Source organism: Proteus columbae, from assembly GCF_002777965.1.
Taxonomy (GTDB): Bacteria; Pseudomonadota; Gammaproteobacteria; order Enterobacterales; family Enterobacteriaceae; genus Proteus; species Proteus columbae.
The window spans coordinates 15,125-41,202 of the sequence record NZ_NGVR01000011.1 but is presented as its reverse complement, the minus strand read 5'-3'; the positions used below and the strand labels follow the sequence as shown (position 1 = coordinate 41,202).

20 protein-coding genes and 1 tRNA gene are annotated in these 26,078 nt (G+C 38.8%); 10 read left to right on the top strand and 11 right to left on the bottom strand.

All coding sequences use genetic code 11. The features are described from left to right. Positions 1-546: 546 nt before the first annotated feature. The 3 genes from CBE70_RS05450 to CBE70_RS05440 form a co-directional block, all read right to left on the bottom strand. Positions 547-1,917 carry a hypothetical protein gene (locus tag CBE70_RS05450; protein WP_100158543.1) on the bottom strand — a complete coding sequence of 457 codons (1,371 nt, stop codon included), beginning with the start codon at positions 1,915-1,917 and terminating at the stop codon, positions 547-549. A 183-nt stretch (positions 1,918-2,100) separates the two neighbouring features. Then, the gene (locus CBE70_RS05445; protein WP_100158542.1) at positions 2,101-3,126 is read right to left on the bottom strand and encodes a virulence RhuM family protein; all 1,026 of its coding nucleotides are present in this window, start codon (positions 3,124-3,126) and stop codon (positions 2,101-2,103) included. Positions 3,127-3,298: 172 nt separating this feature from the next. Next, positions 3,299-3,393: transfer RNA gene (locus tag CBE70_RS05440), tRNA-Sec, on the bottom strand. A gap of 241 nt (positions 3,394-3,634) precedes the next feature. Between CBE70_RS05440 and prlC the strand changes: the two genes are divergently transcribed. Next, entirely contained in the window at positions 3,635-5,677 is a 2,043-nt protein-coding gene (gene prlC, locus CBE70_RS05435) for an oligopeptidase A (protein WP_100158541.1), read from the top strand. Positions 5,678-5,680: 3 nt separating this feature from the next. After that, positions 5,681-6,454, top strand: a complete 774-nt coding sequence (gene rsmJ, locus CBE70_RS05430) for a 16S rRNA (guanine(1516)-N(2))-methyltransferase RsmJ (RefSeq protein ID WP_100158540.1) — start codon at positions 5,681-5,683, stop codon at positions 6,452-6,454. A 47-nt stretch (positions 6,455-6,501) separates the two neighbouring features. Here the strand turns inward: rsmJ and gdhA are convergent, their stop codons facing one another. Next, positions 6,502-7,842, bottom strand: a complete 1,341-nt coding sequence (gene gdhA / locus CBE70_RS05425; protein ID WP_075672585.1) for an NADP-specific glutamate dehydrogenase — start codon at positions 7,840-7,842, stop codon at positions 6,502-6,504. A 362-nt stretch (positions 7,843-8,204) separates the two neighbouring features. Further along, positions 8,205-8,636 carry a universal stress protein UspA gene (gene uspA / locus CBE70_RS05420; RefSeq protein WP_023583131.1) on the bottom strand — a complete coding sequence of 144 codons (432 nt, stop codon included), beginning with the start codon at positions 8,634-8,636 and terminating at the stop codon, positions 8,205-8,207. Positions 8,637-9,042: 406 nt separating this feature from the next. On the opposite strand from uspA, the gene uspB reads away from it, so the two are divergent. Continuing rightward, positions 9,043-9,375, top strand: a complete 333-nt coding sequence (gene uspB, locus CBE70_RS05415; RefSeq protein ID WP_100158539.1) for a universal stress protein UspB — start codon at positions 9,043-9,045, stop codon at positions 9,373-9,375. A gap of 67 nt (positions 9,376-9,442) precedes the next feature. On the opposite strand, the gene pitA is transcribed toward uspB, so the two are convergent. After that, a complete protein-coding gene (gene pitA, locus CBE70_RS05410) occupies positions 9,443-10,942 on the bottom strand; it encodes an inorganic phosphate transporter PitA (protein WP_023583129.1) in 1,500 nt (499 codons plus the stop codon). Between the two features lie 309 nt (positions 10,943-11,251). On the opposite strand from pitA, the gene CBE70_RS05405 reads away from it, so the two are divergent. Both CBE70_RS05405 and CBE70_RS05395 read left to right on the top strand, forming a co-directional pair. Beyond that, the gene (locus CBE70_RS05405) at positions 11,252-12,469 is read left to right on the top strand and encodes a BaiN/RdsA family NAD(P)/FAD-dependent oxidoreductase (RefSeq protein ID WP_100158538.1); all 1,218 of its coding nucleotides are present in this window, start codon (positions 11,252-11,254) and stop codon (positions 12,467-12,469) included. A 600-nt stretch (positions 12,470-13,069) separates the two neighbouring features. Continuing rightward, complete coding sequence (locus CBE70_RS05395; RefSeq protein WP_099076118.1) at positions 13,070-13,771, top strand: pirin family protein; 702 nt, start codon at positions 13,070-13,072, stop codon at positions 13,769-13,771. Between the two features lie 169 nt (positions 13,772-13,940). On the opposite strand, the gene pckA is transcribed toward CBE70_RS05395, so the two are convergent. The 4 genes from pckA to umoB form a co-directional block, all read right to left on the bottom strand. After that, positions 13,941-15,560 carry a phosphoenolpyruvate carboxykinase (ATP) gene (pckA, locus tag CBE70_RS05390; RefSeq protein ID WP_100158537.1) on the bottom strand — a complete coding sequence of 540 codons (1,620 nt, stop codon included), beginning with the start codon at positions 15,558-15,560 and terminating at the stop codon, positions 13,941-13,943. Between the two features lie 204 nt (positions 15,561-15,764). Continuing rightward, positions 15,765-16,649 (bottom strand): Hsp33 family molecular chaperone HslO, encoded by an 885-nt coding sequence (gene hslO, locus CBE70_RS05385; RefSeq protein WP_100158536.1) that lies wholly within the window; start codon positions 16,647-16,649, stop codon positions 15,765-15,767. Between the two features lie 26 nt (positions 16,650-16,675). Beyond that, positions 16,676-17,089, bottom strand: coding sequence for a ribosome-associated heat shock protein Hsp15 (gene hslR, locus CBE70_RS05380; protein ID WP_100158535.1), 414 nt, complete (start codon positions 17,087-17,089; stop codon positions 16,676-16,678). 71 nt (positions 17,090-17,160) lie between these two features. Further along, entirely contained in the window at positions 17,161-19,269 is a 2,109-nt protein-coding gene (gene umoB / locus CBE70_RS05375) for a flagellar biogenesis regulator UmoB (RefSeq protein ID WP_100158534.1), read from the bottom strand. Positions 19,270-19,622: 353 nt separating this feature from the next. Between umoB and nudE the strand changes: the two genes are divergently transcribed. Then, on the top strand, positions 19,623-20,171 hold the full coding sequence (nudE, locus tag CBE70_RS05370; protein WP_100158533.1) for an ADP compounds hydrolase NudE: 549 nt from the start codon (positions 19,623-19,625) through the stop codon (positions 20,169-20,171). A 50-nt stretch (positions 20,172-20,221) separates the two neighbouring features. Here nudE and mrcA read toward each other — a convergent pair whose 3' ends face one another. Next, complete coding sequence (mrcA, locus tag CBE70_RS05365) at positions 20,222-22,756, bottom strand: peptidoglycan glycosyltransferase/peptidoglycan DD-transpeptidase MrcA (RefSeq protein ID WP_100158532.1); 2,535 nt, start codon at positions 22,754-22,756, stop codon at positions 20,222-20,224. A gap of 115 nt (positions 22,757-22,871) precedes the next feature. Between mrcA and CBE70_RS05360 the strand changes: the two genes are divergently transcribed. From CBE70_RS05360 to pilQ, 4 genes are read left to right on the top strand one after another with little or no spacing between them, the layout of a single operon-like run. Then, positions 22,872-23,696, top strand: a complete 825-nt coding sequence (locus CBE70_RS05360; protein ID WP_100158531.1) for a hypothetical protein — start codon at positions 22,872-22,874, stop codon at positions 23,694-23,696. Then, positions 23,684-24,253 (top strand): fimbrial assembly protein, encoded by a 570-nt coding sequence (locus tag CBE70_RS05355; protein WP_100158530.1) that lies wholly within the window; start codon positions 23,684-23,686, stop codon positions 24,251-24,253. The genes CBE70_RS05360 and CBE70_RS05355 overlap by 13 nt, the downstream gene beginning before the upstream one ends. Then, complete coding sequence (locus CBE70_RS05350) at positions 24,250-24,780, top strand: hypothetical protein (RefSeq protein ID WP_100158529.1); 531 nt, start codon at positions 24,250-24,252, stop codon at positions 24,778-24,780. Before CBE70_RS05355 ends, CBE70_RS05350 begins: the two co-directional genes overlap by 4 nt. Continuing rightward, entirely contained in the window at positions 24,777-25,877 is a 1,101-nt protein-coding gene (pilQ, locus tag CBE70_RS05345; RefSeq protein ID WP_100158528.1) for a type IV pilus secretin PilQ, read from the top strand. The genes CBE70_RS05350 and pilQ overlap by 4 nt, the downstream gene beginning before the upstream one ends. The last annotated feature ends 201 nt before the right edge of the window (positions 25,878-26,078 follow it).

Genomic DNA, 26,078 nt, shown 5'->3' with positions numbered 1-26,078 from the left:
ATACTTTTCGTTGTTATGAACCGTCAGTTATCCGCAGCTTTTTTATTAATCCCACCAGCACCTTGCAATACTTCACAGTCATTGAGAAATTGAAATGTAGAGTATTACGATTAACCTGCCAATTACCTTCTTTTCGAACTTGTAAGAAAGACTTACAAGTTGAATTTTGTACAAGTTTTCCTTCAGAGAAAACATTAATTAGATGCTTTATTGGAAAGTGATGAAACAAGAAGTGGCGATCACAGGAGTCGCATTTAATAGGCAATGGCATTGATATTAAATGAGTTTGTCTAGTTGGATAAATAGCAGTGCCCCCATTAATGCCCCCAAGTTGGTTTTTGAGTGGGGGATGGGAGATGGAAAATTTCTTTTATTATGTACTAATTATCCATTAGCTCAGGCTCACGTTATCTTTAGAAGAGTAAGACCAAAACAAATATGCTGGGGCTAGTTAACCAACAAGCTTGCTGGTCGATAAACCAGATTAGTAGTAATTCTAGTATTACTTTGCTTATAGTTCAGCATCTGTCCCCAGCCCAAACAAGATTATTCAGGGAGACTTATCAGAGTGATAGAGCCTTGCGGCTGGAATGCTGGAAAATTAGACCTTACATTCCCATCAGGCAACAAATAGTAATGAGCTGCATTCTTGAAAATTGAAGGTGATAGAGGAATAAGTGCGTTAGGATTGTGATAAACATCTAACCCTTCAATCCATAATTCCTGATAACTTTCATCATTAACGTTTAAATCAAACTGCAACGGCTTTGTGGCATTAGGATCTAGATCATACTGTGTTCCGATCCGCCTCATCTGAGTTCCCTCGGGAGCAAAACCATTAATTAATCCCATTCTATTAAATTTACCAAATGACGCATCGTTTGAAAATATCACAGCACTTATATGTTCAGAGTTCTCCAGATTGAAAAAGCCAGAAGGTATCACTTTATCACCCCATCTATGTTCGTCAATTCGTCGTGGTAGTATTTGTAATTGACTGTTCTCATCATGCTGCCATTCATGAATATAACCATATAGATAATATGCCAATGAGACTTTAGAAATTTTGCCTGATTCAGGACTTAAGCAATCAGTAATTGCAAAAACCAAAGGTTTTCCAGCACATGTTTCCTTTAACCAGTACTCCTTTCTCAGCTTGGAAAATAAAGCGCTACCGAACTTGATTGGGTAATAGTTACTCTGAATATTTTCTAATTCTGCTAGGGAAGATGGCACTGGAATGGATTCGACTACGCCTCGTGTCACTGTTGGGTTTACAGTGGTTGCTTCTATACAAAAACGACCATAGAAACTATCACATATAAAATCAGGAATAGCCTCTCTTGGCTCAATTATTACATCATTCTCGATGAGCATAGCAAATAAATACAACTCCCAAATCCGCTGCTTAAAGCCGGTGGTTTGAAACTGCTCGATAAAATTTCCATCGGCATCCTCGTGCCATCGCATCATTGGCTCAATAATATTTTTTGCGGACAAATGCATTGGGTTGTTAATCAACTCATCGAATAAAGGGTCTAGTCTATCTTGCGTCCCTCTCAACGGTGTAAAGAAGTCAACTGGAGTTGGGGAATTAACTTCATCCTGATACTGCAAGCGAATACTATCAATATTCGAATGACATTCTTCAATTCTTCTGAATAAAGCGACCTTTGCAAGCTCAATATCAGAGAAAAAGCTTGTCAGAGCTACATGACGATACCTTTCCGCTTCATCTCTTGCCATTATATTTCCTGCATATTCACCATCAATACTATCAAATATCATACAGGCTACAATGCATAGATCATCTGTTTGATACCAACTAACCTCTTCGCTAATAAGCTTAACATCTGGATTCCTCGCATAAGCCGCAAGAGCATTAAATCTTGATTCTTTGATTGATTGAATATCCACGCAATCCCACCTTATGAAATTAATTAGCGTGACCTGCTCGCCTCTCGACTAATTTGGTAAGAAGTTAACAGTGTCCACTTTTGGATTTCTATCTGCCTGTCTAAGATTAGTCCAGCTAAAATAACAATCATTTAAAACATAGAACCACAAAAACTATTCAGCATTTCTTTACCTATATACATTTTACTTACCTTTTTTCAGCAAATCTTTCAGAGCTGCAATATTCACCCTCGCCCCTTCTGCTTCTTTTAACTGTCGACGTTTTTGAGCAAAAATATCAAATATCTCTTTAGCTTTTTCGTCAGCTACTTTCTTACTAACCCCACCAACACCTTGCAATACGTCACGGTCGTTTAAACTTAAAAACTGATCCAGTTTAGTATCCCAATCCTGTAAAAAAACCTGCTTACGGCGCAGTGCTTGGTCTTCAGCAAAATCGAGCCACATATTGACGATACGATTTAATTCTTTGAGCTCATTTTCACGTAGATAATTCTTCGCGATCGTGACATCGGTTTTACGCACCTCATCAAATTTATAGCTGGTTAATCCCATATCCGGCTGACTGGCATCTGCGCGACTAGCTATAAGCTCCGCGGCAGTCATTCCCGTACAAGCAAAATGTAATTTGTTTTGGATGGTTTGGAAGAAACGATTGGTTTCTTTATTTGAAGGCTCATAGTCCGCTGCCATGGTGAAGATCTCTTTCACCCGTAAATACACACGCCGCTCACTGGCACGAATATCACGAATGCGTTCGAGCATCTCATCAAAGTAATCAGGCACGACTGACTGATCGATAGGCGGATTCTTCAGACGTTCATCATCCATCACAAACCCTTTGATCAGATACTGCTCTAAAGTTTGAGTTGCCCACTGACGAAATTGAGTGCCGCGAGTAGAACGGACGCGGTAACCAACAGCAAGGATCATTGAGAGATTGAAGTATTTTACATTGTACTGCTTACCATCATCCGCAGTTGTTCGGTAAAACCGAACAACTGAATCTTCAACTAACTCGCCTTCAGTAAAAATATTGCTGATATGCTCACTAATCGTAGCTTTCGCTTTACCGTAAAGTTCACAAATGGAGGATTGAGATAACCACAGCGTATCAGACTCAAAGCGGCATTCGACGTGAGTTTGTCCATCTTCACTACGGAACAAAACAAATTCACCCTGTGGTGCTTCAGGAAGATTTTCGCTCATCAAATTGTCCCCACTCTCTATACGTTATGAATAAACTATGAACAACAATATACCATGTTTAACAAAAAGATAAGGGCACCTATAAATAGATAGTAAACGTACTATTTTGCTGAAAAACAATATGATAAAGGCGTAAAAAGCAGTTTTATGAGAAGGTTAATTGAATGAGTATTGGCGGAAGATCACAGGAGTCGAACCTGCCAAGGACCGCTGGCGGCCCCATCTGGATTTGAAGTCCAGCCGCCCCACCGGGGACGATGATCTTCCATTTTTGAATGGGTCAAAAGGAAATAACGGGATGATTATACGCTGAATTATTTTTAATCCCAAGTGCATCAAATCAATAAAAGCTCTTTCAAATAAAATAACCCCATTTTTGAGTAAAACCTCGGATAATTACCGCGATACTATTGAACTTATGCGGTTTCATCCTCATCTTACTCTCTATAACGAATAAACTCAGTGGTGTGTTTTACGTCACTGCAACCCCAAATACAGGATGTTTTTTATGTCAAATCCATTACTTAGCACAACGGGATTGCCTGCATTTTCCCTTATCAAACCAGAACATGTTGTTCCTGCCCTCAAAGAAGTCTTAGCAACTTATCGTGAAACAGTTGAAAAATTATTGGCTGATAATACGCAATTTAACTGGGACAACCTTTGCCAACCGTTAGCGGAAGCTGGCGATAAACTGTCTCGAGTTTGGTCGCCTGTCAGCCATTTAAATTCTGTTAAAAATAGTGCAGAACTGCGTGAAGTCTATGAACAAAGCTTACCGCTATTGTCTGAATTTAGTACTTGGATGGGGCAACACGAAGGTTTATATCAAGCTTATAAATCAATTAAAGAAAGTGCAGATTTCAACACATTAACTCAACCTCAGAAAAAAGCGGTTGAAAATGCACTACGCGATTTTGAATTATCAGGCATTGGGCTACCAAAAGAGAAACAACAGCGTTTTGGTGAAATCAGTGCACGCATGTCAGAACTAGGCGCGAAGTACGGCAATAACGTATTAGATGCCACAATGGGTTGGTCTAAATTAATTACTAATGTAGACGATCTATCCGGTATGCCGCAAAGTGCGATTGATGCAGCAAAAGCGATTGCACAAGCTAAAGAGCAAGAAGGCTATCTGTTAACACTTGATATGCCAAGCTATCTACCTGTTATGACTTACGCAGATAACCGTGAGCTGCGAAAAGAGATGAGCATTGCTTATAGTACTCGCGCCTCTGATCAAGGTCCAAATGCAGGTCAGTGGGATAACAGTGAAATTATGGCGGAGATCCTTTCATTACGTCATGAACTCGCTCAACTACTAGGTTTTAAAAATTACGCTGAAAAATCCCTTGCCACTAAAATGGCAGAATCTCCAGAGCAAGTAATTGGCTTCTTAACTGATTTAGCCCAACGTGCTCATCCACAAGGTAAAGAAGAATTAGCAGAACTCACTCAATTTGCAAAAGAACACTATGGTGTTGATAAACTCGAATCGTGGGATCTGGCTTATTACAGCGAAAAGCAAAAACAACACCTGTTCTCAATCGATGATGAACAGTTACGCCCTTATTTCCCTGAACAACGTGCTTTAAGTGGTTTATTTGAAGTCGTTCATCGTATCTATGGTTTAACAGCCAAAGAACGTAACGATATCGACACTTGGCATGATGATGTTCGTTTCTTTGAGCTTTATGATGAAAGCAACACTTTACGTGGTAGCTTCTATCTTGATTTATATGCGCGTGAACACAAACGTGGCGGCGCTTGGATGGATGACTGCATGGGTAGAATGCGTCATACAGATGGTTCACTACAAAACCCTGTTGCTTACCTCACTTGTAACTTCAATAAACCAGTAGGCGATAAACCGGCACTGTTTACTCATAATGAAGTGACCACTCTGTTTCATGAGTTTGGTCACGGTTTACATCACATGTTAACGCAGATTGATACTGCTGATGTTGCAGGCATTAATGGCGTACCTTGGGATGCCGTTGAATTACCAAGTCAATTTATGGAAAACTGGTGCTGGGAGCCAGAAGCGTTAGCCTTTATTTCAGGTCATTATGAAACTGGTGAGCCATTACCACAGGCAATGCTTGATAATATGCTTAAAGCAAAAAATTATCAGTCAGCGATGTTTGTGTTACGCCAACTGGAATTTGGTCTGTTTGATTTCCGTTTACACGCTGAATATGATCCATCTAAAGGAGCGCGTATTATGGATATCTTAAATAGTGTGAAAGAGAAAGTTTCCGTGGTTCCATCTACGCCGTGGGCGCGTTTCCCTCATGCCTTTAGCCATATCTTTGCAGGTGGATATGCAGCAGGTTATTACAGCTATTTATGGGCTGATGTACTGGCAGCAGATGCATTCTCTCGCTTCTCTGAAGAAGGCATTTTTAACCGTGAAACGGGTCAATCATTCCTTGATAATATTTTAACTCGTGGTGGTTCAGAAGAACCAATGGAGCTATTCAAACGCTTCCGTGGTCGTGAACCGAAACTTGATGCTATGCTCAAAGGCTACGGCATTAAAGGATGATATGTGAATATCTGTTTACTTTGTGAAGAAGGCGCTGATAACAGCGCCTTATCTGATTTAGCGCAACGTTGGGGCTTAGTTCACGATGAAACGCAAATTATGGCATTAGTGTTAACACCCACTCACCTTGAATTACGCAAACAAGATGAACCTAAATTGGGTGGTATTTATGTCGATTTTGTGGAAGGCACCATGGCACATCGTCGTAAATTTGGCGGTGGTCGAGGTGAAGCAGTGGCAAAAGCTGTCGGCATTAAAAAAGACTATCTACCTGATGTAGTTGATGCAACGGCGGGACTTGGTCGTGATGCGTTTGTATTGGCCTCTATTGGTTGTAAGGTAAGAATGGTTGAACGCCATCCTGTTGTTGCAGCATTGCTTGAAGATGGCTTAAAACGTGCTTATCTTGATCCGGATATTGGTGAATGGATGCAAGAACGTATGACACTTATCCATGCCTCTTCAGCTCAAGCACTGACAGAAATTACACCCGCACCCGATGTAGTTTATCTTGACCCTATGTATCCACATAAAGCGAAAAGCGCATTAGTAAAAAAAGAGATGCGTGTCTTTCAGTCTTTAGTGGGTGCCGATGAAGATGCGGATGCACTATTAGAACCTGCAATTATGTTGGCTAAAAAGCGGGTTGTGGTTAAACGCCCTGATTATGCAGAGCCATTAAATAATCAGCCCGCACACGCTAATGTAACTACGAAAAATCACCGTTTTGATATTTATCCTTGTGTAACCACTTACACATTAGGAAACAATAAATAAAGTTGAAATCTGACGGGTGTTCAACACCCGTTCAGAATCAATGAAAATTACAACACACCTTGTGCCAGCATTGCATCGGCTACTTTGACAAAACCTGCAATATTTGCACCTTGAATATAATTAGTTTGTTTACCTTCACCACCGTAATTCACGCAAGCATGGTGAATATCTAACATGATGTGATGTAAACGCGCGTCTACTTTCTCGGCTTTCCAGCTTAAACGAGCTGCATTTTGTGCCATCTCTAAACCAGAGGTTGCAACACCACCTGCATTCGCGGCTTTACCCGGCGCAAATAAGACACCAGCTTCAATAAAAGCATCTGTTGCAGCAATCGTTGTTGGCATATTCGCGCCTTCAGCAACAGCTTTCACACCATTTTTGATTAGTACTTTAGCCGCTTCCAAATCTAACTCATTTTGTGTTGCACAAGGCAAAGCAATATCAACAGGAACAGCCCAAGGTTGTTGCCCTTCAAGATACGTTAAGCCAAATTCTTTTGCGTACTCTTCAACACGACCATAATTATTTTTAATTTCAGTGAGTCGAGCGAGTTTTTCAGTCGTAAATCCAGCTTCATCAACCACAGTACCACCTGAATCGGATGCAGTTATTACTTTTGCGCCTAACTCTAAACATTTTTCGATAGTAAACTGTGCAACGTTACCTGCGCCAGAAACCGCCACACGCATTCCCTCAAGAGACATACCATGACGTTTAAGCATCGCATTAGTAAAGTAAACTAAACCGTACCCTGTGGCTTCTGGGCGGATTAAACTACCACCGAATGAAAGACCTTTACCTGTAAATACACATTCATTGCTGTTAGACAGCTTTTTCATCATGCCTGCCATAAAGCCAACTTCTCGTGCACCCACACCAATGTCACCAGCAGGAACATCCGTATTCGCGCCTAAATGGCGATAAAGTTCAGTCATCAGAGCCTGACAAAAACGCATCACTTCCCCATGACTTTTACCTTTAGGATTAAAATCAGAACCGCCTTTGGCTCCTCCCATCGGTAATGTAGTTAATGCATTTTTAAATGTTTGCTCAAAACCTAAGAATTTTAGGATGGAAAGATTTACTGATGGATGAAAACGCATACCACCTTTGTAAGGTCCAATGGCTGAGTTAAATTGGATACGCCATGCACGGTTAACTTGCACTTGCCCTTTATCATCTAACCAACAGACGCGAAACTGGATAATACGTTCAGGCTCAACTAAGCGCTCAAGTAATGATTGTTCACGATATTGTGGGTTTTTCTCTAAAAAAGGCCACAAAGTGGTAAAAACTTCACGAACCGCCTGATGATACTCAGGTTGATGAGCGTTATATTTTTCTACCCCTTCTAAAAACGAAGATAATGAGCCAGATATATTCATTCAGCTATTCCTTTTTTGTGTAATGTGATGTTGGCATAACCTCATTTATTCGGAATATTTTTGGGTTTTGTGAGGTTNAACGAAGATAATGAGCCAGATATATTCATTCAGCTATTCCTTTTTTGTGTAATGTGATGTTGGCATAACCTCATTTATTCGGAATATTTTTGGGTTTTGTGAGGTTGATGTTGTTTTGCTTCTTGAATATATCATTAAAATACATTCACACTTCAAGACATTTTTTTCATAATTAGACAAAAAAAAAAGGTTGACTCAGTTTAAAGGCAGGAAAAATAGGAATTTTAGGCAAAAAAATACCTGCATAAGCAGGCATTTTTTTTGCTTAAACAAGCAATCGATTATTATTCATCATCTTTCAGAGGAACAATCAGCATATCAACATGCACAGTATTAATTAGTTGGCGTGCTGATGACATCAATTTGCTCCAGAAGTCTTGGTGATGACCACAAACGACTAAATCCATATCGTATTTCTTAATCGCATCAACCAGAACTTGACCTAAATCACCACTACCACTCAGGGTTTCCTGAATTTCATAACCTGATTTATCAGAGAGATCTTTTAACGCGTTACGGGTTTCATCAGTAATACGTTGCTGCATATCACCGAGGTTGACATCAATTAGACCGGTATAAAGATCAGAGTAGTTAACATCAACGTGAATTAAGGAAACTTTGGCATTATAGGGTTTTGCCATAGATACAGCTTTCTGTACTAAGACGTTACTCTCAGGGGATAAATCAACTGCCACTAGAATATGCTTATAAGCCATCGTGAACTCCTTCCATAAGCTGATTAATCGGTTGGAAAGGCGGTTAAGCCTAAATCCTATGTGTTAAATATAACGTTTTAAGATGAAAGTTAGATGTCGTCTTGATCACAACTTATGTCAAATTCATCAAGAAAGCATCTATCGATAAATAACAATATACACCATTTTAGATTAGCACGATGTCATTCACCGACAATAACATCATAATAATGAGAATTGAGTATAAAAAACAACAAAAACACCCTTTTAGAGTTATTTTTTATCTTTTTTTCTGAAAAAGGAAACAACTTGAAAAAGTCACTTTTGTTTATTGCTTAATTTCACCTAAACTTAAATTAGAGAAAAAAGTAACCTTTATTGGTAAAGGTTTTCTCATCTCAGAATCTATTATTCTAGGGAGGGGATTATGTTTAATGTCATTGTTGTCTTTTGGGCGCTATGTATTCTTTGCCTGATTAATATGATGCGTTATTTTTCATCTATTCGGGTATTGCTCACCATCTTGCGCCAATCTGATCCTTTGCTCTACCAATCGGTGGATGGCAATGGATTTTTTACTATGCATGGGCAATTTTCAAAACAGTTGCGACTTATCCGCTATATCAACCAACGCCAATACATCAATCATCATAATCCTGAAGTTATTATGCGTTGCGATCGAATTTATCGGCAATTTTATCTTGTTAGTCGTTTTTGTATTTTGGCTGTCGCAAGTTTAATTGCGATGCTTTTTTGGTAGCGACAAAAACAAAAAAACGGTGACTAAAAGTCACCGTTTATAAACAAACTTGGGTAATTTACTGTTATCAGCTATTCACAATAAATGTAAGTGATATCCAATAAAGTAAACCTGATAAACCAATGCTAACTGGTAATGTTAAGATCCAAGCCAGTGCAATATTTTTCACTGTCTTCGTTTGAACACCACCACCATCAACAATCATCGTACCTGCAACTGCAGATGACAGAACTTGTGTTGTTGATACAGGCATACCCGTATAACTTGCTACACCGATGGAAACTGCTGCTGTTACCTGAGCAGAAACCCCTTGAGCGTAAGTCATACCTTTTTTACCAATTTTCTCACCAATCGTTACTGCAACGCGTTTCCAACCTACCATTGTCCCAATAGAGAGCGCTAATGCCACTGCGATAATGATCCAAATTGGAGCATATTCCACTGTGTTTAGCAGGTCACGACTCAATGTTTTTAAGAACCGTGCATCTTGGGCGCTAGTTTCTGGTAATTTAGCCACTTCTGTTGCGGTATCAGCAATACACATAAGTAATCGACGCATTTGAGCACGCTGGTCTGCTGTTAGCTCATCATAAGAGCTAATATTAGCAAGCATCTGTTCTGTTTGATTCAGAACAATTGGCGTTCTTGCGCTATTACAATGGAAATCGGTATCACTAGCATCAGCTTGTGCTGGTACTACTGGTGTATTATCAATAGCATGCTGTAGCGCTGGCTGATGTTTCTCATAATATTGTTGTAAGTGTACAACTGCATCATGAGTTTTGGTGATATCGTATCCGCTCGCACTCATATTGACGACAAAGCCCGCAGGCGCCACGCCAATTAATACCAACATGATAAGACCGATACCTTTCTGCCCATCATTTGCACCATGAGAGAAACTCACCCCAACTGCTGATAAAATCAGAGCAGTACGAGTCCAAAATGGCGGCTTACGCTTACCATCTTGCTTCTCACGTTCAGCGGGTGTCAGGTGAATACGACGACGTTTTTTCGTACCACTCCAGTAACGGCGCAGTAAGAAAATCATCGCGCCTGCAATAACCAAGCCGATAATTGGTGAAAGAATGAGTGATAGGAAGATACTGATCATTTTTGGTATGTTTAATGCGTCAACGATAGACGAATCTGTCACGATAGCATTTGTTAAACCAATACCAATGATAGCACCTATCAGCGTATGTGAACTTGATGCTGGAATACCGAAATACCATGTACCTAAGTTCCAGATAATGGCGGCTAACAGCAACGAGAAGACCATGGCAAGGCCATGAGCAGAGCTCACATTCAGCAGAAGATCTGTCGGTAACAAGTGAACGATAGCATAAGCTACGCTCAATCCACCGAGCAAAACTCCAAGGAAGTTAAATACACCCGCCATCACGACCGCAAATTGCGCACGCATAGCACGAGTATAGATAACAGTTGCTACCGCATTTGCGGTATCATGGAAGCCGTTAATAGCTTCATAAAATAGCACAAATAACAGTGCTAAAACCAACATCAAACCTGTATGAAATTCTAGGTCAGTAAACAAATGTAGCATAGACGTTAAGCCAGTTAGTTGGACATGAACGCGGCGCATTATCAGCGACAAATGCGAACGGTGGAAGCGAAATTTAACCTTTTTTTGATTTGATAACCAAGAAAATTAGAGCCTTTTTAAGATAATTCCTTATATATCATTTAATTAATAAAAATAAAAAAAAAGTAAATTTCTGACAATTTTTTTCCTTGCTAATAAGAATTTAGGTGAAAAATGCAGATTTCTCCATATAATTTTACAAAAACACTCTGATCTTACGCGAAAATCATTGATTAAGTAGTCAGAGAAAACCAAGAACGAGACATCATTGTGGGATCATACGATACAGTAATTATAGGTGCAGGTGCCGCGGGGCTTTTTTGTGCGTCTTTAGCAGGACAAGCAGGATTATCTGTTTTAGTCCTCGATAATGGCAAAAAAGCGGGCCGTAAAATTCTAATGTCAGGTGGTGGGCGTTGTAATTTCACCAATATGTATATCGAACCTTCGGCGTACTTATCAGAGAATCCTCATTTCTGTAAGTCAGCACTTGCTCGCTATACACAATGGGATTTTATTGAATTAGTGCAAAAACATAACATCGCCTACCATGAAAAAACGTTAGGACAGCTATTTTGTGATGATTCAGCACAGCAAATTGTTGATTTATTACTCACTGAATGTCAAAAAGGGAAAGTAAGTGTTCGCTTACGTAGTGAAGTCACGCAAATCGAGAAAACAGATGTGGGCTTTACTATTTTTGTTGATGGAAAAACTATCACAACACCTTCTGTGGTCATTGCCAGTGGTGGTCTTTCTATGCCCGGTTTAGGGGCTACTCCTTTTGGCTATAAAGTTGCAGAACAATTTGGGCTTTCTGTTTTACCTACTCGCGCAGGTTTAGTACCTTTTACTCTGCATAAACCTCAACTTGAACAATTAAGCCAACTATCCGGTGTTGCTGTACCTGCTATTGTGACGGCAAAAAACGGAACAAGTTTTAAAGAAAATATTCTTTTTACGCACCGCGGTCTTTCAGGCCCTGCGATTTTACAAATTTCAAGTTATTGGCAAGCAGGAGAGTATGTAAGTATTAACTTACTTCCAAGTGTTGATCTGGAAAGCCTACTACAAGAAAAACGACAAGAGCATCCAAATCAGTCATTAAAAAATACGCTTTCTCGCTTATTACCAAAGCGTTTTATTGAAATAATGATAGAAAATAAACAATTACCTGATGTTTCTCTGGCTCAACTGAGTAATGAACGTATTACGCAAATTGCAACGTTACTACAAGAATGGCAAGTTCAGCCCAATGGTACTGAGGGATATCGCACCGCAGAAGTCACACTAGGCGGTGTAGATACTAGAGCCCTTTCCTCTAAAACAATGGAAGCCATAAAAGTAAAAGGACTCTATTTTATTGGAGAGGTGGTTGATGTGACGGGTTGGTTAGGTGGATATAACTTTCAGTGGGCGTGGAGCTCAGCTTATGCCTGTGCACAGAGCCTTATTTCAACACCAAAATCGACTTTTGTTGAGCAATAATAAATGAATTTGTAAATATTAAAGTTATAAATATCGGTTTTATAATTCTATAAACTTATAAGTTATACATAATAAAAACTAGCCATCATCAATCAATGATGGCTTTTTCTTCTTGTATTTCTCGCTAGAGATTCAAAATACCTTATATCCCTTCCTTTCCTCGGGTTTTATGTCACATTTTCTCTTCTTTTTCCTATAAATGACCCCATAAAGAATATTGTTAACTATTTGGTTATATTACTGTTTTAAAAAATTATTAAAATAAAATAACTCGTTAATCAGTGAGTTAAAACTTTTTTAGCTATTTTTTCTAATTTGCTTAAAAAAAGGGCTTTACAAATGATACTGAGAACTATTATCATCAATAACACTTTCAGATGCACCACCTTCAGGGTCATATGAAAGAACGACATTGCTCACATTGCTTCCAGTGTTTTACTTTAGCCAGCCGGGTGCTGGCTTTTTCTTTTCTAGAACTTATTCGATGTTTTTGTTTTCTCTTATTCAAATTATTTGGATCTTCAGGTTAAATTCCTCCGCTTTTTTACTTTGCGCTATTGAGTAAACTGTGTTCAATAACTTCAGAGAAGGAAACACATTATGATTTATCTACGCAAAGCAAATGAAAGAGGACACGCTAATCATGGTTGGCTAGATAGCTGGCATACCTTCTCTTTCGCAAATTATTACGATCGTGATTTTATGGGATTTTCTGCACTACGAGTTATTAATGAAGATCGCGTAATACCCGGTGAAGGTTTTGGTACTCACCCACATAAAGACATGGAAATTTTAACCTATGTGCTTGAAGGTAATATCGAGCATAAAGACAGCATGGGCAATAAAGAAAATGTTCCTGCTGGTGAGTTTCAAATAATGAGTGCAGGTACAGGTATTACTCACTCAGAATATAATCCAAATAGTGATAAAGGACTGCATTTTTACCAAATTTGGATTATGCCAAACACTGTCGGTATCACACCACGTTACGATCAACGTCGTTTTGATACTACAGTAAGCAAACAGCTTATTTTATCGCCAGATGCCCGTGATGGCTCTTTAAAAGTCTTTCAAGATATGACGCTATGGCGTTGGAACCTGAAAAAAGGTGAAGAAGCACAATATCAAGCCGAAACAGGTCGTCATGTTTGGCTACAAGTTGTGAAAGGTAAAATAACCATTAATGACATTATTGCGACCACCAGCGATGGTGTGGCAATTGCAAATGAAGATATGATCCGTTTCGTTGGTGATGAGGACAGTGAAATTTTACTGTTTGATTTACCTCCTGTAACAGCATAGTTGGGTTATCACCCTCTAAAGCCACTTTTTCTCTAATAAGCTATTTCACTTTATTTTTCTATTCCCTGAAATCTTCTCGCATTTCAGGGATTTTTTTTCTCAAAGTTCTCAAATAAAAAAACACCAAAATCACATCCTATGAAATTGGTGTTTTTATTCGTACTAATAATTAACGTTTAGGCCCAACTTTAGTCAATGCTTGACCTGCTGGGGTATCCGTATATTTATCAAAGTTTTTCACAAAACGATCGGCAAGATCGTCTGCTTTGGTATCCCATTGCGTTTTATCAGCATAAGTATCACGAGGATCTAAAATTTCGCTGTTAACGCCTGGCAGTGCGGTTGGGATCTCTAAATCAAATACTGGTAATGTTTTCATTGGTGCTTTATCAATATCACCATTTAAAATGGCATCAATAATAGCGCGAGTATCTTTAATCGAGATACGCTTACCTGTACCGTTCCAACCTGTATTAACCAAGTAGGCTTTTGCACCTGATGCTTGCATACGTTTTACCAATACTTCAGCATATTGTGTTGGGTGTAGAGATAAGAATGCTGCACCAAAACAGGCTGAGAATGTTGGCGTTGGTTCGGTCACACCACGTTCAGTTCCCGCAAGTTTAGCGGTGAAACCAGATAAAAAGTGGTATTGCGTCTGTTCTGGTGTTAAACGTGAAACCGGAGGTAACACACCAAAAGCATCCGCTGTTAAGAAAATAACTTTCTTAGCATGACCTGCTTTGGAAACTGGTTTAACGATATTATCGATATGATAAATAGGGTAAGAAACACGGGTGTTTTCTGTTTTTGAACCATCGTCGAAATCAACAGAGCCGTCAGATAACACAACCACGTTTTCTAACAGTGCATCACGTTTAATTGCACCATAGATATCGGGTTCAGCTTCTTTTGATAAGTGGATTGTTTTCGCATAACAGCCACCTTCAAAGTTAAACACGCCGTCATCATCCCAACCATGTTCATCATCACCAATTAGCTTACGCTTAGGATCGGTTGAAAGGGTTGTTTTACCTGTGCCTGATAGACCAAAGAAAATAGCAACATCACCACTTTCGCCAACGTTTGCGGAGCAGTGCATAGAAGCCATACCTTTAAGAGGAAGGAAGTAGTTCATCATAGAGAACATGCCTTTCTTCATCTCGCCACCGTACCAAGTACCACCAATTAACTGAATGCGTTCAGTTAAATTGAAAGCAACGAAGTTCTCTGAATTCAGACCTTGCGCCTTCCAATTTGGATTTGTACATTTCGCTCCGTTCATCACAATGAAGTCTGGTGTGAAATTCTCCAGCTCTTCTTGTTCAGGACGAATAAACATATTTTTAACAAAGTGCGCTTGCCAAGCAACCTCTGTGATAAAACGAACTTTCAAACGAGTATCTGCATTCGCACCACAAAATGCATCGACAACAAACAAACGTTTGCCTGATAGCTGATTGGTTACTAATGATTTTAAGTCAGTCCACACTTCTTGTGAAAGTGGCTTATTATCGTTCTTACCTTTACCCTGATCAGCCCACCATACGGTGTCACGAGTAACATCATCACGAACAATGTATTTATCTTTCGGAGAACGTCCAGTAAATATACCTGTATCAACGGCAATAGCGCCTAACGAGGTTTGTGTGCCTCGCTCGTAACCTGTTAATCCAGGCTTGGTTTCTTCATTAAATAACAGCTCATAGCTTGGGTTATAAATGATTTCACTTGTGTCCTTAATACCGTACTGCTGGAGATCCTTAGGGGTAAGACCTTTAACGCTCATAGTTTCGCTCCTGATAAATAGACCTTTCTACGAATAATATTAAGGTGTTACGAGTAATTAACAGCGATTGTTATCAATATTTTGAAAATTTATAATTTTTTTATGTTAAGAACGAGAGCCAATGCACAAAACTAAAGAAAAATTGTTGAATAAAAAAGGACGCAAAATAGCGTCCTTTTAATAAAACAGTCTTGCTAAATCGAATCAGTGTAATTCAAACTCATCCAACTTATTGATATTGTTGATATCACTCTCAGTGAAGATGTAATGTGTTCCACAATATTCGCATTCCATATCAATATTTCCCTGTTCTTGCAACAGGTGATTCACATCTTCTCTCGACAATGTTACTAATGTATTTTCACAACGTTCACGCGAACAAGTGCAATGGAATTCAACAACTTGAGGATCATAAAGAGTGACATCTTCTTCGTGATATAAGCGATGTAAGATCTCTTTAGTATCTAGTGTAAATAGCTCTTCGGCTTTAATTGTGTGCGTTAACTGTGTGAGCAATTCAAAATGTTCAGCAGTATGTTCTGCGGTGAACTCTTCTGATGCAGGCAATACTTGTAATAACATACCTGCTGCGGCTGGTTTGCCCGCTTGCATACCACTACGAATAAATACGCGAGTAGGTAGCTGTTCTGATTGCTTAAAGTAGTTATCAATACATGCTTCAATAGTTTCACCATCAAGAGCAACAATACCTTGATAACGTTCACCTTTTTCAGGCGTTACCGTGATGACCATAAAACCATTACCGATCATCTCTTTTAATGTACTTCCTGCCTTAACATCATCACTTACACGCGCAACACCACGCATTTGTTGATTATTATTACCATTAATAACCGCCAATCGTACTGGACCATCGCCTTGTATTTGAACTGTAATATCTCCTTCAAATTTAAGCGTCGCTGTTAACAAACTCGTTGCCACCAACAGATCACCCAGAAGGCATTGAACTGGCTCAGGATAATGGTGATTTTCAAGCATTGATTGATAGGTTTCAGTCACATTGACTAATTCACCACGTACCGCGTTTTTTTCGAATAAAAAACGTGATAAAGCGTCTTTTTTAGACATAACTTTCTCTCATTTCAGGGAATCGGTTAATCCGATTCTTGTAAATTTGTCTGTTTGAAGCGAAGTAAGGTGCGTCTTTCCTTTTTATCAGGACGACGCTCAGGATGAGGCATTGTTAACGCATTCATTTTTCTCGCTAGAGCAATTTTTTCTCTTTTAGCGATACTCTCTGGTGTTTCACAATAGAGTGTCTGTGCCTGTGTAGCACCTTGTCGCTGTGCACTCACCATGAGAATGGTTACCGTCCGTTCATCATTACCTTGTCGCAGGCGTATTTCTGCGCCTTCTTCAACGATTTTACTTGGCTTGCCTCTCACACCATTGTAATGGACTTTACCACCTTCAATCATCGTGCGAGCAATGGCACGCGTTTTATAAAAACGAGCAGCCCAAAGCCATTTATCTAAGCGGACACCACTTTCTTGTGATGGTTGACTCATCCCTTTCTCCTTAACTTCAACTTCTTTACGAAGGCGATAGTGTAAACACATAGCCTTCCACAACAAGGGACTTACTGAGGAGGGCGATAAAAACAGTGCTCATAATAGAGACTGATTTTATTCATGCGTTGGTTGTTTTGTCGCCGGCGCCGGATGATAAGAAATAGGTTCAATACTAAGAACCCGATAGCAAGAAACAATAATAACGTATTACCGATGTAATATAACATTGTCATCGAGTCTGGCAGGCTATGTAAAAATATCTGTAACGTACCATTTGCATCGATAACCATACCTGTTATGACACCTCCGGTATCAAAAGGCGTATGTAATAAAATATCAGATAAACGTTGTAGTTCTCGCCATTGTTCTAACGGAGTAGGTTCAAACACCGAATTTGAACTTGAAGCGTAATCAACAAGTTGTTTTCTCTCATCACTGATTAACAGCACACCACCTGGTGGAGGACTATTTAACAGTATTGCGGCTTTATCTATTTCTCGGTAGATAAAAGAGGATGTGGTGGTGTCGATAAGCTTTTCCAAGGCCTCTGCACTCACAGCTCGTAATAAAACATTAGTACCGGTTAATTTTCCACTTTCAGCGCGTTGGACTAATGCAGCCCAATCATTGACGTTACTTAAGTTAACTAGCGCCATTTTTAGCCGAATACATTCATTTTCTCGAGGGCATAAATCTTCTGTTTTCAACACAATACCATCAAAGTTATCTAACAGATTCATTCCCGATTTAGTGATAGCTTGCCCTAAACTTGGGTTAACGCGGTTGTTAGAAACTGGATGAAGTTGCTCTTCAACCATATGTAATAAAGCGGCAGCTTTTTCTATCGTGCTCGATTCAGGCATAGGCATCGGATTACTGTTATTCCAGTAAATTCCTGAGCAATCAAAAGGCGCAAAAATCGTTTTATTATTCTTACTGGATAAATTAGGGGGCATGTAACACATCCCAATTCCTTTAGCTTGAATAATATCTCCGACATGCAAATCTGTTGTTTCCAACTCGGTAAAGTTGGTGACTAAATGAGGTTCAGTATCTTTAAGCCATGAAAAGCTGAGCTTCATAGAAAGAGAAAGTGGCTGATAAAGATACAACATACCAATAATAAACAAACTCCAAAAAACGAAAATAATATTTTTAATATACCGTTTATAAGGATAATTTTTTTCTTCATCATGTAATGAAAGGTAATTTCCTTGCTTTACAACATGATGATTTGGATACATTTCTAAATAGGTCACCTTATCAATATCGTTTTGAATATAAGGTTCCCAATGAGGCGGGTAAACAAGATCAATCCCCCCTAAAGAAACATTTTTTACCTGCCCATGATCAAAATTACCAAAAAGCCCCCAGCGCTTTAAGCGTCCTTTAAAACAGTGAATTTCTTGTTTACGCGATTTGATCAAAGGGTTGTGGATCAGAAAAATACCAACAGCAAGAAAAGCACCACCGGTCGCTAAGATCCAAGGAAGAAAAACTTGAGGCATCATTAAGGCAGTTAGACACAACGTAAGCCCTATACAAACAAAAGAACCATTCCAAAAGCCAGATGAGTTATGTAATCGGTATTCTTCGTTTGTTTCCTCTCGGATCTGTAATAAATGCGCCGCATCACCTTCATTCTTTTGAATCGTTGATGAACCATTTGCCAATATAGGCTCAGAAAGCTGCTTTAAACTTAGCGCAGAAAAATGAATTTTTTCATCTTTTAAGAAATGGCCATTCACACCAACAACGATGGGGATTGAAGGGGTACAAACAACATCGAGAACGTTTTCTTGCTGAAGATAAGGAACGAGCAGCGGGGGAATATGAATTTCTACGGCATCAATATAGTAACGCCAATGATTTAATCCTTCACTAGAACCTGCAAAGCGATTAACGATATTTCTTAATGTAGTAACAACTTCGCCTTTAATTGGCATTTCGGGAAAGTTTTGTAATGAATAGCCAGAAGAGAAGTCTGATGTACCAAAATAAGATAAATAATCACTAATAAGCCCATAGTCATCAGAAGTGAGCTTGCGATAAGTCGGTTTAGCGAGAGATGGGAGATGATGTGAGCCATCAAGCCGCCTTCTTTTAAAGAATAGAAAGGCGGCCATTATAAATAGGCTTATCATCAAGATAGCCAATATAATGACTGATAATCTCATTTTTTCCCCATGATTATACTGATGCTGCGTAGTAACAATAACAAATTTAAAACCCTGCCTAACATAAGGCAATTCCTATTCTTTTGTTCTATTTTTTATTTAAATACAATAGATTATATTTTTGCAGTCGCGTTATAATTTATATCTATTATCAAGTTTATATCCGCTAACAATGCTATCTTCGGGTAAAATAGCGAATCAATAAATAATAATATTCTCAAAAAATCAATCAATAACTAGATTTAATAGCGGAGTGTACTCAATTTTCCTTTAAAAGCTAAATCTAATTGTTAGATTTATTTTGTCATTAATGTGTTAAATTCAGGTTAATCTCTATTCTGTCAGGGACTGTTATGAAAGAACTAAAAAAACCCAATATACTAAACATTGATAACATCGCCCGTTCTCGATTATTTCAGATCCAATCCGTTAATCTGGAGTTTAGTAACGGAGAAAAGCGCACTTATGAGCGAATGAAACCCACTAATCGTGAAGCCGTTATGATTGTTCCTATTATTGATGACAATATTATTCTTATTCGTGAATACGCCGTAGGTATCGAAAATTACGACTTTGGTTTTCCAAAAGGTGCAATTGATCCTGGTGAAAATGCCCTACAAGCCGCAAACCGCGAGCTAAAAGAAGAAATTGGCTATGGTGCCCGCTCATTAATAGAACTCGCAAAGCTTTCTATGGCGCCATCTTACTTTTCTAGCAAAATGAACATTGTCATTGCGCATGACCTTTATCCAGAGCAACTCGAAGGTGATGAACCTGAGCCTCTGATCCAAATACGTTGGCCTATCGCCAAAATGATGGACTTACTCGATCACCCAGATTTTACAGAAGCTCGTAGTGTCAGCGCTCTCTTCTTAGCTCACCGCTATCTATTACAAAAATAAATAGATAATAAAAAACCGGACTTTAACATCCGGTTTTTATTTTCGATTAATTAGAATAACTCGTTAGATTCGCCATTATCCTCAAAAATCTGTGTTCCTACTTCATTTTTTGCTCTTTCTGTCGGTTGAGTTCCATCAATAAAATATTCTTTCATTGAAGAGCCATCACCCGCCAATTTTCCTGTTCTTCTATCAATTTGAACAGCCACAACACCTTTTGGTACAGGCATCATATTAACGGGAACACCATCTAGAACCACTTTCATAAAGTCGTTCCAAATAGGTTGTGCTGTTTTAGCACCCGCTTCACCACCACTTGCGGCAGTTCGACCTAAATTGCGGCTACTGTCATCAAAGCCAATCCACGCTGTGGCAACAATATTGGCACCATATCCAGAGAACCATGCATCTTTAGAACTGTTTGTTGTTCCGGTCTTACCACCAATATCTTGGCGTTTAAGATCACGAACAGCACGCCAACCTGTACCAGACCATCCCGGTTCACCCACAAGGTTTGTTCTTAATGCATCATGCATTAAGTAAGCCAGTGGTGTGCTGATAACGTGTGGTGCATAAGGGCTTTCTTTTACTGTTTCAGCTAACGGTGCTTGTTCTAATTCAATTTCAGGCGTAGCCGTTGCTGGCTGAGATTTATTAGATTGAGCAACGTTTTCCATATAGTCATCAGATAATGCTATAGAACGCATGGTATCGCCGTAAATAACAGGGATATCAGTACAATCTGGACAAGCTACCTTTGGTTTTGCAGTAAACAGCTCTTCACCATCAGCATTTTCAATACGTTGGATATAGTAAGGTTCGATGAGATATCCGCCGTTTGCCATAACAGCAAACCCTCGTACCATTTGCATTGGTGTAAATGATGGTGATCCTAATGCCAAAGATTCTGTTCTATCGATATTTTGATTAGGGAAACCAAAACGTAATAGATAATCAGCAGCATAATCCACACCCATTGCACGCATTGCACGTACCATCACCACGTTTTTAGACTGGCCTAAACCTTGACGTAAACGAATAGGACCGGCATAAGTTGGCGGTGAGTTTTTAGGGCGCCAATCTGTTCCTGCACCAGCATCCCAACGGCTAATAGGTAAATCATTAAGTAGTGTCGATAACGTCAATCCTTTATCTAATGCAGCAGCATATAAGAAAGGTTTAATGTTTGAACCGACTTGGCGTAAAGATTGAGAAACTCGGTTAAATTTACTGATCTCAAAATCAAAACCACCAACAAGCGCAATAATTCCTCCATTGATAGGATCTAATGCAACAAATGCAGCATTAACCTCCGGAAGTTGCGCTAGTACCCAACTGTTTTCGTTATTTTGACGTACCCAAATTTGCTCACCAGCATGCACAACGGCATCAACTTTTGTTGGTGTTGCACCTTGAGAGGTATCAGAAATAAATTTACGAGCCCAACGAACCGCTTTTAAATCTAGCGTAATGTTGTCGCCCGTTTTTAAGATAACTTTGGCTTCTTTCGCATCAGCGGATAACACAACAGCTGGAATTAAAGGACCATAAGTTTGGATCCCTTTTAATTTCTTGTTGATAGCTTCGTTATCCCATGGCGTTTGTCCTTCACGCCACAAAACTTCTTGAGCACCACGGTAACCATGACGCATATCATAGTCGATAACATTGTCACGCAAGGCTTTTTCTGCTGCTAATTGATCTTTACGAACCACCGTAGTGTAAATTTTATAGCCATCAGTATAAGCATTTTCACCATAGCGTTCATACATCTCCATTCTCACCATTTCTGTTAAATAAGGTGCTGAGAAATCAATTTGCGGTGCATGGTATTTAGCAACAATAGGCTCGGCTCTTGCACTTTCATATTGTGCACGAGTGATATAGTTCTCTTCATACATGCGCTGTAAAACGACATTACGACGTTTTAAGGCACGATCATAAGAATAGAGTGGGTTAAGTGTAGAGGGTGCTTTAGGTAAACCGGCAATTACTGCCATTTCATTTAGGCTAAGCTCATGAACACTTTTACCAAAGTAAACGTAAGCCGCAGCACCCACACCATAAGCACGGTTACCTAGATAAATTTTATTTAGATACAGCGCTAAAATTTCATCTTTAGTGAGCTCTTTCTCAATGCGGATAGCCAAAAAGGCTTCTTTTATTTTTCGCATTAATTTCTTTTCAGGTGTTAAAAAGAAATTTCGAGCTAATTGTTGCGTAATGGTACTAGCGCCTTGAGAGGCTTGTCCTGATGTTAATGCCACGACAACAGCACGCGAGATCCCAATAGGGTCAATTCCGTGGTGTTCACGAAAACGCGTATCTTCTGTTGCGATAAAAGCATTAATAAGTTGAGGAGGCATCTCCTCCAATGTGAGCGGTAAACGACGTTTTTCGCCGTATTGCGCAATCAACTCTCCGTCTGCACTAAATACCTGCATAGGGGTTTGTAAACGAACATCTTTTAATGTCGCGACATCGGGTAACTGAGGCTCAACATACTTATACATACCGTATATCGAGGCTGCTCCCAAAATTATGCAAGCAAAAACGAAGATGAAAAAATATTTTAAGAACTTCACCTTAAATTTCCCATGTAGTGTGAATTGGGCGGTTTATAAACAAACAGTGCGTAGTATAAAGGTAACGCCTCTTTGAAAATAGGCAATTACTCATCAATAGATATGGATATCATTTATGGAAACACACAATTACCAGATTGGTATTGAAATTAACACTCATCATATCAATGCAGTTTTGGTATTTCAGCAGAATAAACAATGGAAAATCAGTGCATTTTGGCAATTCCCTTTACCTCTTAATGACGATTTAAATGACACAAAATTAAGAAAAATCCTAATAGATTGGCGTAAAAAATTACCCTCTATTAATAATATTACGCTTTCTCTACCGGATATTTATGAAAACTATCAAATTATCCCACTGCCTCATGCAGTTTCCCTTACATCAGCAGCATGTTATCGGTTAGCGCAACTACGAGCCACATCTTACACACAAAATATGAAAATCCCTGTTAATTTTGATTATCGGCAAAATAAAGAGAAACTCGCTATTCACCTGTGCCATAAAACGATTTTAGATAAGTATATTGACTTATTTTCTCGAATAAACTTAACAATAACTGCGATTGATACCCCTGCGTGTGCACTACGCTATTTAGCAACTTACCTTGACATCTCACCTCAGTATCCACTTTTGTACTGTAAAAACAAAACGCTACTTTGGGTATCATCTGATGAAAATATGCCCCATTACGGCACTCTTGCCTATGAAAACCAACAAGAGCAACAAGCTTGTATTTACCAGTTAATAGAAAAATACCATTGGTCATTAAAACAGTGTTACTTAACAGGTGATAATGAAAAATATTTTAGCCAGTTGATGCCTATTTGGCCCAATCTTTCCCTCGACTTATTTAAAACAACGTCAGATAAAGAACTCATTCCACTTGTTGCATTGGGTTTAGCATTACGCCCTGAAGAGGTGTTATGTATCAAGTAAATTACCTGCCTTGGCGCCACAGCTTATTTAGACAAAAAGCATTGTTATGGCTTTCTCAAACGCTATCGTTGGTCACGATCACTTTCGTTGTTTGTAGCTATTACACCTACCATTTGGCACAGAAACGAGCACTCATAACAGATCAACAAAGCCAAACTCAACAACAAGAAGATTTATTACTAAAACAACTCGATATATATCAAAAACAGAAAAAACAGACACTTTTATGCTATCAACACTATTCACTCTATTATCAAAACTGGCTGCGTTATTTACATTACATTCACTTCTTTCGAGCTATCGAAACGCATCTTCCCTCAACGGGTTGGATTAACCACTATAATGAGGCAGATAATCAACGCTCACTGCATCTCTCTCTCCCCAATACACAATCACTCTCCTTTATTACCAACCTTAAAAGTCACCCTGTTTTAGCCTCTTTAACGTTGAATTATTTACAACAAAGCAAAACTGATCCGTCTTACACTGAAGTACATTTAAACGGAGAATCAGAAGAACAAGAGCAATGGAATGAAGAAGATGAGGGAAGCCAATGAAAATAAATGCACAATGGTTGTTATTTATTGCGTTTCTACCTAAGTGGAAACTAAATTTACTGAGCTTAATGATACCCTTTATTACCCTTCTATTTTATTACCTCTTTATCTACACAGGCTACCAGCAAGAGATAGCCCAACAACATCTAGAAATAGCACAAAGACTAAAGCGTATTAGTCACTATCAGAACACGTTAGACACAATGCCATCTATCAATTCACTAATTGCACAACAAATAGATTATGACATTTCATTCGATAACCCACCGGTTAGTGAGCAATTACAACGCTTACTGATGACTTATCATTTTATACCAGAGACTTGGGAAAACACGCCTAACTCTTTATATAAGCTCACTTTTACTTTGTCTTATCCACAGTTTTTAACACTATTGGAATACCTCAATCAAACAAGTTTAGCGCTTATTTCTCTGAATATTGTTCCAATAGAATCCCATCTAATTTCAGTACGAATGAGCTTTACTGAACTGAGTTATCCTAGTGCAATACAGGGTGATATATCATGAAGATAGGAATTTTAATCATCATATTATGTATGACAACCACCATTTGGGCTTACACCCGAGATCCCTTCTTTCCTGAGAATATCGATGACGAAAAGATCTCATCCACCTTTATTGAAGAGCGAACATCAACTACGGAACAACCTGAAGAATTACATCATCAACTTTATCCTTTAAATTATGCTGATGCTGAGAGGCTAGGCGAACAACTAAGTAATCACACTATTCCATTACTTAGCCAGCAGGGGCGAGTTATTATTGATAGAGAAGCGAATAGTCTTTCAATAGTTGATAATAGTAAAACACTGTCTGAAATTGAAGATTGGTTAAAATTACGAGATACCCCACAACAACAAGTTCATATCACAGCACATATTGTGAGTAGTAGTCAGGATGCCTTAAATGAATTAGGCACTCAATGGGGATTACAAGCATTAAAAACACAAACCGAAGCAGCATCTACAATACCTAATGCTATTTCAACAACCTCCCCACTTAATTCGTCATTATCAACCCCTTCACTTTCTGCATTATCACTCCATCAAAACACCAAAAATCCCCTTCACTATATTGCATTTAATATTGCCAGAATTAATGGACGCCTATTAGAGCTTGAATTAAGTGCGTTAGAACAAGAAAAACAGTTATCTATCATTGCAAGTCCACGGCTAACAACCGCTCATGAAAAAACAGCATCCATCAAACAAGGAACGGAGATCCCCTATGTCAGTCGAGATAATGAAATTACACGAGTTCAATTTAAAGAAGCCGTCTTAGGTATGGAAGTAACACCCATTATTCAAAGAAATAAAAAGATAAGGTTAATACTTAAAATTAGTCAAAACACACCGGGCATTGCACTTGTTCAAGGCGGAAGTGAACATCTGTCTATTGATAAACAAGAGATCAGCACAGAAGTGACGATTCGCGATGGAGAAACCATTATGTTAGGGGGGATATTTCAGCAAAAGCAGCAAGAACACACGGCAAAGATCCCCTTCTTATCCTCTATTCCATTATTAGGTGTACTTTTCAGTCATAAAAGAGATCAACACAGTCGCCATGAATTGGTTATTTTTATTACACCCAAATTAATCTAATTTTTTATGTGATAAACACTTTTATTATAAAATACAAAGCACTATGGGTTTTTTACTAGGATTAAACTAAGAGTTATTCATTGTTTTTTCTTATAATCAGTATTTATAGATTTGACGATGAGGACGATTTAGCTTACAAGGGTTAGCTAATTTGAGTGAGCCTGAAACATCACAATAAAAATACGGATACATTTTATGCAC

Coding starts and splice junctions, on each gene's coding strand:
- CBE70_RS05445 (WP_100158542.1), bottom strand. CDS start 3,126: ATGAGCGAAAATCTTCCTGAAGCACCACAGGGTGAATTTGTTTTGTTC.
- prlC (WP_100158541.1), top strand. CDS start 3,635: ATGTCAAATCCATTACTTAGCACAACGGGATTGCCTGCATTTTCCCTT.
- gdhA (WP_075672585.1), bottom strand. CDS start 7,842: ATGAATATATCTGGCTCATTATCTTCGTTTTTAGAAGGGGTAGAAAAA.
- uspA (WP_023583131.1), bottom strand. CDS start 8,636: ATGGCTTATAAGCATATTCTAGTGGCAGTTGATTTATCCCCTGAGAGT.
- uspB (WP_100158539.1), top strand. CDS start 9,043: ATGTTTAATGTCATTGTTGTCTTTTGGGCGCTATGTATTCTTTGCCTG.
- pitA (WP_023583129.1), bottom strand. CDS start 10,942: ATGCTACATTTGTTTACTGACCTAGAATTTCATACAGGTTTGATGTTG.
- CBE70_RS05395 (WP_099076118.1), top strand. CDS start 13,070: ATGATTTATCTACGCAAAGCAAATGAAAGAGGACACGCTAATCATGGT.
- pckA (WP_100158537.1), bottom strand. CDS start 15,560: ATGAGCGTTAAAGGTCTTACCCCTAAGGATCTCCAGCAGTACGGTATT.
- hslO (WP_100158536.1), bottom strand. CDS start 16,649: ATGTCTAAAAAAGACGCTTTATCACGTTTTTTATTCGAAAAAAACGCG.
- hslR (WP_100158535.1), bottom strand. CDS start 17,089: ATGAGTCAACCATCACAAGAAAGTGGTGTCCGCTTAGATAAATGGCTT.
- umoB (WP_100158534.1), bottom strand. CDS start 19,269: ATGAGATTATCAGTCATTATATTGGCTATCTTGATGATAAGCCTATTT.
- nudE (WP_100158533.1), top strand. CDS start 19,623: ATGAAAGAACTAAAAAAACCCAATATACTAAACATTGATAACATCGCC.
- CBE70_RS05360 (WP_100158531.1), top strand. CDS start 22,872: ATGGAAACACACAATTACCAGATTGGTATTGAAATTAACACTCATCAT.
- CBE70_RS05355 (WP_100158530.1), top strand. CDS start 23,684: ATGTATCAAGTAAATTACCTGCCTTGGCGCCACAGCTTATTTAGACAA.
- CBE70_RS05350 (WP_100158529.1), top strand. CDS start 24,250: ATGAAAATAAATGCACAATGGTTGTTATTTATTGCGTTTCTACCTAAG.
- pilQ (WP_100158528.1), top strand. CDS start 24,777: ATGAAGATAGGAATTTTAATCATCATATTATGTATGACAACCACCATT.